Below are 15903 nucleotides of genomic sequence, written 5' to 3'. Positions count from 1 at the left end.
AAACTAATAATAGTAAAGTTAATACAGGTCATGCAAAAGGTAAAAAATGACAAATTTAAATTCGAATGATATAATGGAATATAAAAAATAGGGGGTATTTTATGGAGAAAATGGTACGAGAGGAAATATTAAATTTAGAGGCATATGTTGCAGGAAAACCTATAGATGAATTGAAAAGAGAGTTGGGAATAGAGAGAGTAGTAAAAATGGCATCTAATGAGAATCCTTATGGATGTTCTTTAAAGGCTAAGGAGAAATTAAAAGAAGTAATAGATGAAAGTAATTTATATCCAGATTCTGTATCATACGAGTTTAAGAATTTTTTAGCAAAAGAATATGGTATAGAGATGGAAAATATTTTCTGTGGAGCAGGTTCTGACTCTCTTATAAAGGATATTTGTGCAACTTTTTTAAATAAGGATGATGAAGCTATAATGGGGGATATAACTTTCCCAAGGTATAAGACAAATACAATATTAATGGGTGGGAAAGCCGTAGAAGTTCCATTGAAAAATTATAAATTGGATATAGAAAAAATGGTTGATAGGATAAATGAAAAAACAAAAATAATTTGGTTGTGTAATCCTAATAATCCTACAGGAACAATTTTTACTAGAGCTGAGTTTGAAAAAGTTTTATGCAGAATACGGAAGAATATTCTTATAATAATGGATGAAGCATATATAGAATTTAAAGATAAAGAAGTAGATATGCCAGACTCAATAGAGCTTTTTAAAAAGCATAAAAATATAATGATTTTAAGAACTTTTTCTAAAGCATACGGATTAGCTTCATTAAGATTTGGATATGGAATTGGAGATTCAAAATTAGTTTCTTATTTGAATAGAGTGATTAATCCTTTTGATACAAATCTTTTTGTACAAAAGGCAGCATTAGAAGCATTTAAAGATAAAGAACATTTACAATATGTTGTAGAGAAAAATAGAGAACAAAAAGAATATTTGGAAAGAGAACTTACTAAATTGGGTTTAGAGTGTATTTATAGTCAAGCTAATTTTATAATGGTTAAGCTAAATTGTGATGATAAAAAGATACATGAATATCTCTTATCTAAAGGTTTTATAATAAGACCAGGATTTTTACTTGGAATGCCAAATTACTTAAGAATAAGTATTGGGAAAGCAGCGGAAAATAAAGAGTTTATGTATAATTTAGAAAAAGCATTAGAAGAAATAAAAAGAACTAAAGAATTAAAGGAAAATAGTATATAATATTTTAGTAGTAGATTAAAAGTTTTTAATGTAATAAATCGAAACACAAGGATAAAAATATAAATATATTGTGATATAATAGACTCATATTTATATCGGAAATAGGAGGACACGAGATGAGATTTGTAATAGTTACAGGGCTTTCAGGGGCAGGTAAGACAGAGGCGACTAGAAGCTTAGAAGATTTAGGATATTTTTGCGTTGATAATTTACCACCTCAACTTATACCAAAGTTTGCAGAAGCGTGTAGAAGTAGTTTAGAAAAGGTGGCCATAGTTACAGATATAAGGGGCGGAATTTTCTTTGATGATTTATTTGAAAGTTTAAGATATTTAAAAAATAATGAGATAAAATATGAAATTTTATTCTTAGAAGCTTCAGATGAAGTTCTGGTTAAAAGATTTAAAGAAGCAAGAAGAAGTCATCCACTTTCTCCAAAAGCAAGAGTTCTTACAGGAATAACAGAGGAAAGACACAAGCTAAGAGAGGTTAAGGATAGAGCAGATCAAATAGTAGATACATCTAAATATAAAATTGCTGATTTAAGAGAAAAGATAAATGAACTATTTGGAACTGCTAAAGAATGGGATAAAGAATTATCAATTACAGTATTAAGTTTCGGATTTAAATATGGTATACCTGTAGATTCAGATTTAGTATTTGATGTAAGATTTATACCAAATCCATTCTATATACCAGAATTAAAAGCATTTTCAGGAAATGATGAACCTGTTAGAGAATATGTTTTAAAACAAGAAGAAACAAAAGGATTTATAGAGCGTTTAGATGATATGATTAAATTTTTAATTCCTAAGTATACAAAAGAAGGAAAAAGACAATTAATTATATCAATTGGATGTACAGGTGGAAGACATAGATCCGTTACAATAGCTAATAAAGTATATGAAATGCTTGATGCTGCAGGATATAAAGCAGGAATAGAGCATAGAGATATATCGGAAGATGTTCATAGAGGAGCTAAGAAGCTATGAGGCTTTCAGATTGGCTTAAACCAGGGGTTAAAGTTAAGCGCTGGTTTTTCTTTGGGTTATTTGGGGTACTGTTAATAGCCTTTGGTTTTACAGAACTAGTAACTCATAGAGTATATGATTTTTATTATAAATTATTTTATATATGCCTTAATATTACGGGAGTTTTTGTTATATATATTTCTGGTAGTGAGGCAATAAAGTCAACTATAGCTCTTATGAATAAGGGATATATAAAGATGTCCCTTGATAGTAAAAAAATTGAGAGTTTAATAACTGAAAAAAGATTACTTGTTAAAGGTTCTAAAATAGTTGTAATAGGTGGAGGTACAGGACTTTCCACTATGCTTAGAGGATTAAAGTACTATACATCTAATATAACAGCAATAGTTACAGTAGGAGATGATGGTGGAGGTTCAGGAGATTTAAGAGAAGATCTTGGAATACTTCCACCAGGAGATATAAGAAACTGTATTTTAGCATTAGCTGACACAGAACCAATAATGGAAGATTTATTACAATATAGGTTTCCAGAGGGTCGTTTAAAAGGGCAAAGTTTTGGTAATTTATTTTTAGCAGCTATGGATGGAATCTCGGATAATTTTGAAGATGCAGTAAGAAAAATGAGTTCTGTATTAGCAGTTACAGGTAAAGTTATGCCAGTAACTTTAGATGATATGCAACTTATTGCATACTTAGAAAATGGTAATAAGATTGTAGGAGAATCTAATATTCCAGAGGAAGCTAAAAAACAAAATTCAAGAATTGAAAAGTTAATGATAAATCCTAAAAATGCAACACCTTTAGAAGGGGCCTTAAAAGCTATTGAAGAAGCAGATGCAATAGTTATGGGACCAGGAAGTCTTTATACAAGTATACTTCCAAATCTTTTAGTAAAAGGAATATCAGAAGGGGTTAAAAAAAGTAATGCATTAAAAATTTATATATCTAATGTAATGACGCAACCAGGAGAGACAGATGGTTTTAATGTTTCTGACCATATAAGTATTTTAAGAAAATATTGTGGAAGAGATATAGTAAATTGTGTAATTGCAAATACTGGTGCTATCAGTCAGGAAATGAGAGAAAAGTATAAAGAACAGGGATCAGATTATGTAAATATAGATTATAAAAAGCTAGAAGATATGGGAATAGATCTTGTTGAGAAAAATCTTATAAGAACTAGAAAAGGAACTATAAAACATGATTCGGATTATTTAGCTCAAATATTAGTGGAAACTATTATGGAGAAAAAGCTTTTATTTGATAGAAAGAAAATTATTGAATATATGTATCTTTCACAAAGAATTAAAGAAAGAGATAAAACTGAAAAGAAAACTTTAAGAGCCATTATGAAAGATAGTAGTGAAAATAAGGATGCTTAGTGTATCCTTATTTTTTAGTGTATGAAAAATAATGGGGATTTTAAATTAGAGAGGAATTACATTTTATATTTTAAAGATATGAATTTGTGATATAATTGAATACTGTATATAAAAGAAATTTTTTAACTTAACATAAAAGGAGAGCTGAAAAGATGTCATTTTCATCAAAGGTAAAAGGAGAAATATGTAGATATAGTGATATAAGTAGAGAAGAAGCTTTAGCAGAATTATCTGCAATAATGAAAGTAAGTGGAACTATTGCTTTTAGTGGACTTGGATTGGCTTTTAGGATAACTACTGAAAATCCAACAAGTGCAAGACTTATTTTTTCATTATTAAAAGAGCATTTTAGTATACATTCTAAATTAATGGTTAAAAAAAGTAATTCTTTAAAAAAGAATAATATATATATGGTTGTAATAGATGAAGGAATGGGAGTTAGAGAACTTCTAAGTGTTACAGGTATATTTAGAGAAATAGATGGAATTATGAATTTAGATTATAGTATAGAAGACGAAATGATAAACACTGATGAAAATAAGCGAGCATACATAAGAGGGGCTTTTTTAGGTGGAGGAAGTATAAGTAATCCAGAAAAAACATATCATTTGGAGTTCGTTACTCATAGCGAGGAATATGCAAATGAATTATGTAGATTAATTAATAGTTATGGATTAAACTCAAAAGTAATTCAAAGAAAAAATAGTCATATAATTTATATAAAAGAAGGAGAGCAAATAGTAGATCTTTTAAATATATTAGGTGCTCACACATGTCTTTTAGAATTAGAAAATATAAGAATAAAAAAAGAGATGAGAAATAACGTTAATAGACTTGTAAATTGTGAAACAGCAAACTTATCGAAGACTGTTAATGCAGCAGTAAGACAGGTAGAAAGTATTGAACTTTTAAAATCTAGTATCGGACTTCAAAGATTACCTAAAAATCTTCAGGAGATAGCGGAACTTAGGTTGAAATTTCCAGAGGAATCATTAAAGGAATTAGGGGAAATGCTAGAGCCACCTGTAGGAAAATCAGGAGTTAATCATAGATTAAGAAAAATAGAAAAAATAGCTGAAGAAGTACGTTCTGGTACTTATTAATTGAAATTTATTTAGAAACTCCTTTTAGGGGTTTCTTTTATTTAATAAAGGGGAGGTAGCTATTATAAAAAGTTGAAAAAGTGATATAATTTAAGATAGTAAAGTCTAGTAAATTAGTAGATTTTATATGCTTTTCGAAAGGAGGATTTTTATGGAGAAAGAAAAGAAAGATTTTGTGCATCTACATTTACATACTGAATATAGTCTTTTAGATGGATCAGGAAAAATTAAAAAGTTAGTTGCAAAAGCAAAAGAATTTGGAATGGATAAAATAGCTATAACTGATCACGGTGTTATGTATGGATGTGTAGACTTTTATAAAGCTTGCAAAGATGAAGGGATAAAACCTATCCTAGGTTGTGAAGTTTATGTAGCAAGTAAGTCTATGAATATAAAGCATGTTGATAAAGATAATAAAACTAATCATTTAGTTCTTTTAGTTAAAAATGAAATAGGTTATGAAAATCTTATGAAAATAGCATCTGATGCATCTATAGAAGGATTTTATTATAAGCCAAGAGTTGATCATGATTACTTAAGAGCTCATAGTGAAGGATTAATTGCATTAAGTGCTTGTTTAGGTGGAGAAGTTCAAAGAAATCTTTTAGATGAAAATTATGAAGAAGCCAAAAGAGTAGCATTAGAATATAATGATATTTTTAAAGAAGGGTTTTATCTAGAACTTCAAGATCATAATATGGAAGAGCAGAGAAAGGTAAATGAACTAAATATAAAGATCTCTAAAGAAACGGGGATTCCATTAGTAGCTACTAATGACGTCCATTATATAGATAGAGAGGATTCAAAGGCACATGATATTTTAATGTGTATTCAAACAGGTAAAACTGTAGATGATCAAAATAGAAGAAGATATCCATCGGATCAATTTTATTTAAAGTCACCAGAGGAAATGTGGAATTTATTTGATTATATTCCTGAAGCTTTAGAAAATACAGTTAAAATAGCTGATGAATGTAATTTTGATTATGAATTTCATGTATCTAAGTTGCCTAAGTTTCCATTACCTGAAGGGACAGATCCATCGATATTTTTAAGAGATTCTTGTTTTAAGGGACTTATTAAAAAGTATGATCATTTTAAGGAACTTAGAGAAAAGGAATATAATTATGAGGAGACTATAAAGCTTACAGAAACTGATGAGGAAATAAAAGTTATAGTTGATAGATTAAATTACGAACTTGGTGTAATTAATCAAATGGGATATGTGGATTATTTCCTAATAGTTGGGGATTTTATAAAGTATTCTGTGGATAATGGAATACCAACTGGACCAGGAAGAGGATCAGCTGCGGGATCAATAGTTGCATATACTTTAGATATAACAAAAATAGATCCATTAAAATATAATTTACTGTTCGAACGTTTTTTGAATCCGGAACGTGTGAGTATGCCTGATATTGATTCAGATTTCTGTTATGAAAGGCGTCAAGAAGTAATAGATTATGTAGTAGATAAATATGGAGAAAAAAATGTTTCTCAAATAATTACTTTTGGAACAATGGCGGCAAGAGCTTGTATAAGGGACGTAGGAAGGGCTATGAATTATCCATATGCAGAAGTGGATAGAATTGCTAAGATGATTCCTACAATGCTAGGAATAACTATAGAGAAGGCTCTAGAGTTTAATCCGGAACTTAAAGCAGCATATGATACAGAAGAGAGAGTAAAGAACTTAATTGATGTAAGTAAATCATTAGAAGGGCTACCAAGACATTCATCAACACATGCAGCAGGAGTTGTTATAGCTTCAAAGCCATTAGTTGAATATGTACCACTTCAAAAAAATGATGAAATGATAGTTACTCAATTTGGGATGAATACACTAGAAGAGCTTGGACTTCTGAAAATGGACTTCCTTGGATTGAGAACTTTAACAGTTATGAGTGATGCTGTTAAAATGATTGAATATAATAGAGGAGTCAAAATCGATTTAGATAAAATTGATACAGAAGATAAAGAAGTTTATAAAATGATTGGTGAAGGAAAAACAGCTGGTGTATTCCAATTAGAATCAGCAGGAATGGTTTCCTTTATGAAAGAGCTAAGGCCAGATAATTTAGAGGATATAATAGCCGGAATATCATTATATCGTCCAGGTCCAATGGCAGAAATACCAAATTATATTGAAAGAAAAAAAAATCCAGAAAAAGTTACTTATATAACTCCAGAACTAGAAGATATATTAAACGTTACTTATGGAGTTATGGTCTATCAAGAACAGGTTATGGAAATAGTTAGAAAACTTGCTGGATATTCAATGGGAAGAAGTGACCTTGTTAGAAGAGCAATGTCTAAGAAGAAACATAAGGTCATGGAAGAAGAAAGAAAGAACTTCATCCACGGAATAGTAGATGAAAATGGAAATGTAGAAGTTCCTGGATGTTTGAGAAATGGAATTTCAGAAGAGGCTGCAAATAAAATATACGACATGATGATGGACTTTGCGTCCTATGCATTTGCAAATAAATAAATTTAGTATAAAGAATTAAAAGAGATTCAAATGATATTTATGGATACTTATATAAAGATGGTAAAATTTTTATGGAAAGAAAATATACTAAATGAAATTATATATTGAGTGCCTTTACAAAGTGATTTGTAAAGAAAATAAGGTGAATTGCGGGAAAGACCTTAGAGTCTTAAATACCAAGTATATGTAGTAATATATGTATGGCCTAAAGTAATGTTTAGGAGACGGTAACAACTTTGAGAATTGGTTAATCCGCAGCCAAGCATCCTAGAAATAGGATGAAGGTTCAGAGACTAGATAAAGTAATCTAAGTAGAAATAATATTCTATATGACAAAATATCCACGAGTGCCTTACCCTTTGAAGAAAGGTGATTATATAGTCCGAACTTCATAGAGATATGAAGAAAAATGAAAATAAAATTTCATTTATTAACAAAATTGTCAATAAAAGTCATGCGGCGGCCTATGGAATAATTGGTTATCAAACTGCATATTTAATGAAATATTATCCTGTAGAGATGATAGCTGCTATGCTTAACTCAGTAATGGGAACTAGTGAGAAGGTTGCACATTATGTAAAGTTTGCAGAAAGCGAAGGAATACAGGTTATAAGACCAAATGTTAATTTAAGTCATACTAGATTTACAGTTCAAGGTGATAAAATTATATTTGGACTTGGTGCAGTAAGAAATGTTGGAGTAAATGTTTGCGAAAACATAGTGAATAGTAGAGAGAAAAAAGGAGAATATATTTCTCTAATTGATTTTATAAATAAGGTTAATTTATCAGCGATTAATAAAAGGGCTGTTGAAAGTCTTATAAAAGCTGGAGCAATGGATGATTTTGAAGTATATAGATCTAAAATGCTTGGTGTATATGAAAAACTTATGGATGGAATATCTAATGAGAAGAAAAGAAATATAGATGGACAAATAAATCTTTTTGGAGGTTTAGAGGAAGAGGAAAGTGTACCGGAAGTTTCGTATCCTAATATAAATGAGTTCAATAAAAGAAATCTTTTAAGTATGGAAAAGGAAATGACAGGATTATATCTTTCAGGACATCCTTTAGATGAATATGAAAAGAGTATAAAAATGCAGACATCTATAGATATACAAAGTATTTATGATTCACATAAAATTCTTCAAGAAGAATCAGAAAAAGGATTATCAGATAATGAGGTTTTAAATAATATTAAAGTTAAAGATAATCAAACTGTTATAATTGGTGGAATTTTAACTGAGGTAAATCAAAAGGTTACAAGAAATAATACTTTAATGGCATTTTTAAAGTTAGAAGATTTAACTAATGAAATTGAAATTATAGTATTCCCTAAAACGTTAGATAGAATTAGAGGAACTATAAATGTAGATGAATTAGTAATTATTAGAGGTAGAATAAGCTTAAAAGAGGATGAACAACCAAAACTAATCTGTGAAAAAGTAGAACCACTTGAAAAGGTAAATGATAGTAAAATATATATAAAAGCCAAAGATAAAGATGAAGTAAGAAAAATTAATTTAGAGCTTAAAAAGATTGCTGAAGAATATAGAGGTGATACACCAATATATATATTTGATGCAAAAGAAAAAAAATCTTATAGGGCACCAAGAGAATGTTGGTTAAACTTAGAAACAGAGATAGTTACAGATTTAAGAAAAGCTTATTCAGATGAAAATATAAAGATAATGGAAAAATAATAGGGAAAGAGCTAAATTAAAAGTTTAGCTCTTTTTTTCATGAAAAAGGTGAAAAAACAAGTGAAATTATTAAAATAGTCTAAAAATACAGAAAATTAATAAAAATATTCTTGAAATTTGTCATGAAAAAAGAGATAATTAAAATATAACAGAGTAGTTATAAGTTAAAATTAGAAAATTTAATAATGGAAAAATTATTAATAATAAAAAAAAACATAGCTTAAAATATTAAACACTCAATAAAAGCTTGTATATTTAGTAAATTTGCAAATGAAAATTTTTACAAAAATTAAATCATTAAAAATTTCAAATAATTATATAATTCGAGTTTTTTAGGGTATAATAAGCTTAAGGAAATGTTTAGATAGAGTCTTTTAAGACGTTTTTAAATAAATAATAATAAAGTATATGATACACATTGATAAATTACAATATTTTTTGTACAATTATAGTCGATCATATAAACGTGGGAAGTTATGTTACCACTGGGCCATTTGTCGTCCCTGTGGTTCTTCAAGGAGGAGTAAAGATGAAAAAGATAGCTATTTTAACTAGTGGTGGAGATGCACCAGGAATGAATGCTGCAATAAGAGCAGTTGTAAGAACAGCAATAGCTTCTGGTATAGAAGTTATGGGTGTACAAAGAGGATACAGTGGATTAATAAATGGAGAATTATTCCCAATGGATAGAACTTCTGTTTCAGATATTATTCATAGAGGTGGAACTATTCTTAGAACAGCTAGATGTCCAGAGTTCAAACAAGAAGAAGTTAGAAAAAAAGCAGTTAAGATATTAAAAGCATATGGAGTTGATGCTTTAGTTGTAATTGGTGGAGATGGTTCATTTACTGGAGCTAAGCTTTTATCAAAGCTTGGAGTTAAAACAGTTGGACTACCTGGAACAATTGATAATGATTTAGCTTATACTGATTATACTATTGGATTCGATACTACATTAAATACAGTTTTAGATGCAGTAAACAAAATAAGAGATACTTCAACTTCACATGAAAGAGTATCAATTGTAGAAGTAATGGGAAGAAACTGTGGAGATATAGCTTTATACAGTGGTTTAGCTGGTGGAGCTGAAGCAATAATTACACCAGAAAAAGGATTCGATAAAGACGAATTATGTAAAACTATTTTAGAAGGAAAATTAAAAGGAAAAATGCATAACCTAATAATTTTAGCAGAAGGTATTGGTGGAGCATTTGAATTAGCAAAAGAAGTAGAGGACATAACAGGAATTGAAACTAGAGCTACAGTTTTAGGACATATTCAAAGAGGTGGAAGCCCAAGCGCATTCGACAGAATTTTATCTTCAAAAATGGGAGCAAAAGCTGTTGAAGTATTATTAGAAGGAAAAACATCAAGAGTTATTGGTTCAGTTGATAATAAAATTGTTGATTTAGATATAGATGAAGCATTAGCAATGCAAAGCAAGTTTGATGAAGATCTATACGAAATAGCAAAAGTATTATCAAAGTAATCATTAATAATATATATAAATTTTGATCTAACAAGATAACGATAGGAGTGTATTTGTAATGAGAAAAACTAAAATGATTTGTACTATAGGTCCAGCAAGTGAAAGCGATGAAATTTTAACTAAGGTTATTGAAGCAGGAATGAACGCTTCAAGACATAACTTCTCTCATGGTGATCATGAAGAACACAGAGGAAGAATGGAAAAAGTAAGAAGATTATCAAAAGAATTAGGTAAAGAAATTGCTATAGTTCTTGATACAAAAGGACCAGAAATAAGAACTGGAAAATTTGAACCAAACAAAGTAGAATTACAAAAGGGTTCAGAATTCACTATATATGTAAAAGAAGAAGTTGTAGGAGATACAACTAAATGTTCAGTAACATATGATGGATTAGCTAACGACGTTGTTCCAGGAAACACTATCTTAATAGATGACGGTTTAGTTGGATTAACAGTTAAATCAGTAGAAGGAAACAAAGTAATTTGTGAAGTTATGAATACTGGATTAGTTGGAACTCACAAAGGAGTTAACGTTCCTGGTGTTTCAATAAAATTACCAGCATTAACTGCAAAAGACGAAGCTGATTTAAAATTCGGTTGTGAAATGAAAGTAAACATGATAGCTGCTTCTTTCGTAAGAAAAGCTGAAGATGTACTTGCTATAAGAAAAGTATTAGATGAAAATGGTGGAACAGACATATTAATCTGCCCTAAAATAGAAAACCAAGAAGGTGTTGATAACATCGATTCAATAATCGCTGTTTCAGATGCTATAATGGTAGCTAGAGGAGATCTTGGAGTTGAAATTCCAATAGAAAACGTACCTGGAGTACAAAAAATGATAATAGAAAAATGTAACCATGCTGGAATCCCAGTAGTTACTGCTACTCAAATGTTAGATTCTATGATCAGAAACCCAAGACCAACTAGAGCTGAAGTTTCAGATATAGCTAATGCTATATTAGATGGTACTGATGTAATAATGTTATCAGGAGAAAGTGCTAATGGAACATATCCAGTAGAAGCAGTTTCAACTATGGCAAGAATAGCTACAGAAGCTGAAAAACAATTAAACTATGAAGTAGCTGTATCAAAAGCTACAAAACATATACCTGCAATAGCTGGTGTTATAAGTAGAGCTGCATGTAATGCTGCAAATGAATTACAAGCTGCTACAATCGTAACTTCAACTAAGAGTGGAGCTACTGCTAAGAGATTATCTCAATGTAGACCAGAATGTCCAATTTTAGCTGTAACTTCAAATGAAGTAGTTGCTAAACAATTAGCATTCTCATGGGGAGTATTCCCAGTAGTTGCTCAAGGATTTGAATCAACAGATGCAATGATGGAAAAATCAGTTGTAATAGCTGAAGAAAAAGGATTTGCTAAAAAAGGTGATATAGTAGTTGTTGCTGCTGGAGTACCAGTTGATAAAGTTGGAGCTACTAACTTAATGAAAATTGAAGTTGTAGAATAATATATTAACTAGTAGTTAATAGTTTGAAGAAACTCGCTTTTGCGAGTTTCTTTTTTTATATAAGATTAAGATGAAAAAAGTTAGTATTAGCGGAGAAGAAAAGAAAAAATACATAAATGATATATTAAGTACATAAATTAATAAGCTTAAAATAACAAAATTAAAATAATCATATGCAAACACTTATTAATATAAAAAACTTAATAAAATCTTAATAAATATTAATGGGTAAAATGATATATAATGAATAATATCTGACTGATAAGTCAAAGCTTAGAGGTATGTATAATAGAAATTATACGGCAACTGATTTTATTTAATGTAGTTACTATAATGACGGCAACCGTTATAGTAATAAGACAAATACTTAGAATTCTTTGGATTCTAAGTATTTTTTTTTATGAGATTATAAAATTAGTAGAGAAAATAATATAAAAAATTTATTAGTTAAAAAGGAAAAAAAGAAAAGTAATCTTATTTTATCTAAATATGTAATTTATTAGCAATAAGATGTTATAATAAAATTAAATATGGAGAAGGAGAAAATAGAAAGTTATTCTATTAAAAAGGTAAAATGAGAGAAGTTTTTATTGGGAATATAAATGTTAGGGAACATGAGAGATTAGGCAACATAAATATTGATGTTGTAAGAAAAGATGTTAAGCATATAATTATTACAGGTAAAAATGGAACCGGAAAAACTACATTATTAGATGCTATATGGACGGTTTTAACATCATTAAAATTAAAGGAATATAGGAATATAGTAAATTTAAGCAAGGATATTGATAAATGTAATGATGAATTAAAATTTATAAGGGATGAAGAGATTTTAACTGAAAACTCTAAAGGAAATATAAATAAGTTGAAAAATAGAATTGAATATTATATGCTAAAGCGAAAGAAGTTTTGTAATGGAATAGATATTAAGGTATTTAATGATGAAGAACTAGAAAAAAAGTTTGATATAGGTGAATTTATATGTGATTACTATAAATCAAGAAGAATTATAGATATAGAAAAAAAAGAAGGGAAAACTGATATAAATAATTTTATAGATTATTTATATCAATTAAAAGATAGAGAAGAAGAAGCTATTGCAATAGATGATGAAGAAGAAAAAATATTAATTCAAAAATGGTTTAATATGTTTGAAAGACTTCTAGAAGTAATATGGTTAGATAAAGATTTAAAGTTCTATTATCATGAGGAGATTGCTGATTATGTGATAGAAGAAAAAAATAAACAGCCATATACATTATATGAATTATCAGATGGACAATCAGCTGCAGTAAAGTTTTTTATAGAAATAATGGGGAAAATGGAAAAGTGTAGAACGAATAAATATGATGTAGAAGGAATTATTTTAATAGATGAGTTAGAAAAACATATACATCCAGAATTACAAATGAAATTATTATCTATGTTAAGTGAGTTCTTTCCAAATGTTCAATTTATAATAACTACAATGTCGCCATTTATATTAAATAGTATGGAAGATTGTTTAATATGCGATTTAGATAAATTATAGAAATAAAGCCTTTGGCTTTATTTCTTTTTTTATGTGTCAAAATTGTAAGATAAATGAAAGCTAGTTAAATATGTAGATAATAGAAGAAAGACTATAATTATAACAGAAGAAAAGATTTATAGTGTGGTAGATAATGTGAATTATAAATTAGGATTAACGAAAGAAGAAGTAAAGTTAAGAATAGATAATGGAGAGTGGAATAAGGCTCAAAAATCTCCATTAAAAACAACAAAAGAGATTTTTATAAGTAATTTTTTTACTATGTTTAATGCTTTAAACTTAATATTAGCTATTGCAGTTATAATAGCTGGTTCACCTAAAAATGCAATTTTTGCAACAGTTATAATAGTAAATAGTTTTATAGGTGTAATTCAAGAAATTAAAGCAAAAAAAATTGTAGAAGAATTATCTTTAATTACTGATGTACGAGCGGTGGTAATTAGAGATGGTAAGAAAGAGAATATAAAAGTAGAAGAAATAGTTAAAGATGATGTAATATTTCTAAAGTCAGGAAACCAAGTATTAGTAGATGGGAAAGTTTTATATAGCAATGAGTTAGAGATTGATGAATCTATGTTAACAGGAGAAAGTGATTCAATAGTAAAAGAAGTAAATGGAGAGCTTTTATCAGGTAGTACTGTTATTGCAGGAGAAGGATATATGCAAGCTGTTAATATTGGAGAAAAAACTTATTCAGCAAAAATAGTTAAAGAAGCAAAAGCTGTAAAGAATAAAACATCAGAAATACAAAGAGATACCAGTAGGTTATTAAAAGTACTTTTATTTATAATTGTTCCGATTGGAATGTTATTAGCAGGAACACAGCTTTTTTTAGTAAAAGATACTTGGCAAGAAGCAATACTTGGAACAGTTTCAGGAATAATAGGAATGGTTCCTGAAGGTTTTGTATTATTGACAAGTGCAACTGCGGTTATATCTATAATAAAACTTGCAAAATATAATGCATTAATAAAAGAACTATCAGTTACAGAAACTTTAGCAAGAATAGATACTATTTGTTTAGATAAGACAGGAACAATAACAAAGGGAGATTTAAAATTAAAAGATATAGAAATTTATAGTGGAAAAAAAGAGGAGATAGATGTAATTCTCTCTGCAATAGCTCATGAGCTAGGTGGGAAAAATGCCACACAAAATGCTATATTAGATAGATATAAAGAGAAGCCCAATATTGAAATAGAAGAGAAAATTGCATTTTCATCTAAAAGAAAATTTGGAGGAATAAAGATAAAGGAAAAAGGAATATTTTTATTAGGAGCACCAGAAATATTATTGGAAAATAATTATAATAAAATAGAAAAGTTAATTTACAATAAAGCAAAGCAGGGAATGAGAGTATTAGCTCTAGTAGAAAAGTTGCAAGAGGGAAATGAATTAAAAGCTTTATTAATGATTGAGGATATTGTTAAAGAGGATGCAAAAGAGACTTTAAGATATTTTGAAGATGAAGGAATAGATATAAAAATAATATCAGGTGATAATCATGTAACAGTAAGTGCAATAGCTAAAAAAGTTGGAATAAAAGACTATGATAAATATATTGATGGTAGAAATCTTCCAGAGGATATAGATAAATTAAAGGAGATAGTTAAGAGATATAGAATTTTTGGAAGAGTAACTCCAAAAGGAAAAGAAAATATAATTAAGGCTTTAAAGGCTAATGGTAAAACAGTAGGAATGACAGGTGATGGAGTAAATGATGTTTTAGCATTGAAAGAAGCAAACTGTGGGATAGCAATGGCAAATGGTGCAGATTCAGCAAAAGCAGTATCACAAATTATATTAATGAAGTCTACATTTAGTGGATTACCCAAGATTATAAAAGAAGGAAGAAGGCAGATAAATAATTTAGAGATAGTAGCTAATTTATTTTTATCAAAAACAGTATATTCAGTATTATTAGCAATAATACTTCCGTTATTTTTAAAACCATTTCCTCTAGATCCAATACAGTTAACTTTAATAGGAACGGTAGCAATAGGAATACCAGCATTTTTAATTGCATTTATGAGAAATGATAAAAAAGTTTCTAGTGGATTTTTAAGAAATGTATTAAAACAAGCTATTCCCAATGGAATAATAATAAGTATATGTATTTCTATAATATGCATATTTAATATGGATAAACAAAATGGACATCAGCAAACAGTTATATTATTAGTACTTATGGGATTGAGCTTTGTAATTTTAATTAGAGGGATAAGAGAATTAAATGGAATAAAATGGGCTATGATAAGCGTATTAATAATAAGTGCAATGTTATGTTTTTACTTACCAATAGGAAAAGATATATTTTCATTATCTCAAATTGGAATGAAAGAATATGAAGTAACTATATTATTTTGTGTAATATCAATAGCTATTTTAAAGGGATTGAAATGGAAAATAAAACTAGAAGATAAAAAAATAAAAAAAATACTTTACAATTAATAATTGTTATTATATAATAATAAATGTACCGAAGAGGTGCTGAAATTTAAACAA

9 protein-coding genes and 1 pseudogene are annotated in these 15903 nt (G+C 28.6%); all 10 read left to right on the top strand.

Features of this window, described 5'->3' with window-relative positions; genetic code table 11:
- Positions 1-101 precede the first annotated feature (101 nt).
- The 10 genes and pseudogenes from hisC to Q0W06_RS12735 all read left to right on the top strand — a co-directional run bounded on the left by hisC (position 102) and on the right by Q0W06_RS12735 (position 15849).
- On the top strand, positions 102-1232 hold the full coding sequence (hisC, locus tag Q0W06_RS12780) for a histidinol-phosphate transaminase (RefSeq protein ID WP_297636182.1): 1131 nt from the start codon (positions 102-104) through the stop codon (positions 1230-1232).
- 116 nt (positions 1233-1348) lie between these two features.
- The gene (rapZ, locus tag Q0W06_RS12775) at positions 1349-2224 is read left to right on the top strand and encodes an RNase adapter RapZ (RefSeq protein ID WP_297636179.1); all 876 of its coding nucleotides are present in this window, start codon (positions 1349-1351) and stop codon (positions 2222-2224) included.
- Positions 2221-3606: a gluconeogenesis factor YvcK family protein gene (locus tag Q0W06_RS12770; RefSeq protein ID WP_297636176.1), complete on the top strand. Its 1386-nt coding sequence runs from the start codon at positions 2221-2223 to the stop codon at positions 3604-3606. The genes rapZ and Q0W06_RS12770 overlap by 4 nt, the downstream gene beginning before the upstream one ends.
- 152 nt (positions 3607-3758) lie before the next feature.
- Positions 3759-4709: a DNA-binding protein WhiA gene (gene whiA, locus Q0W06_RS12765; protein WP_297636173.1), complete on the top strand. Its 951-nt coding sequence runs from the start codon at positions 3759-3761 to the stop codon at positions 4707-4709.
- Between the two features lie 151 nt (positions 4710-4860).
- Positions 4861-7188: pseudogene (locus Q0W06_RS12760) on the top strand (DNA polymerase III subunit alpha); the annotation flags it as partial.
- A 411-nt stretch (positions 7189-7599) separates the two neighbouring features.
- The gene (locus Q0W06_RS12755; RefSeq protein ID WP_297636168.1) at positions 7600-8901 is read left to right on the top strand and encodes an OB-fold nucleic acid binding domain-containing protein; all 1302 of its coding nucleotides are present in this window, start codon (positions 7600-7602) and stop codon (positions 8899-8901) included.
- A gap of 529 nt (positions 8902-9430) precedes the next feature.
- A complete protein-coding gene (gene pfkA, locus Q0W06_RS12750; protein WP_297636165.1) occupies positions 9431-10390 on the top strand; it encodes a 6-phosphofructokinase in 960 nt (319 codons plus the stop codon).
- Between the two features lie 58 nt (positions 10391-10448).
- Positions 10449-11867: a pyruvate kinase gene (gene pyk / locus Q0W06_RS12745; protein WP_297636162.1), complete on the top strand. Its 1419-nt coding sequence runs from the start codon at positions 10449-10451 to the stop codon at positions 11865-11867.
- Between the two features lie 574 nt (positions 11868-12441).
- Positions 12442-13398 (top strand): AAA family ATPase, encoded by a 957-nt coding sequence (locus Q0W06_RS12740; RefSeq protein ID WP_297636159.1) that lies wholly within the window; start codon positions 12442-12444, stop codon positions 13396-13398.
- A gap of 135 nt (positions 13399-13533) precedes the next feature.
- Positions 13534-15849: an HAD-IC family P-type ATPase gene (locus Q0W06_RS12735; RefSeq protein WP_297636156.1), complete on the top strand. Its 2316-nt coding sequence runs from the start codon at positions 13534-13536 to the stop codon at positions 15847-15849.
- Positions 15850-15903 lie beyond the last annotated feature (54 nt).

The organism is uncultured Clostridium sp. (assembly GCF_947072515.1).
GTDB lineage: Bacteria > Bacillota > Clostridia > Clostridiales > Clostridiaceae > Clostridium.
Note: the sequence above shows the minus strand (reverse complement) of the source record. Positions and strands in the feature narration are given on the sequence as shown.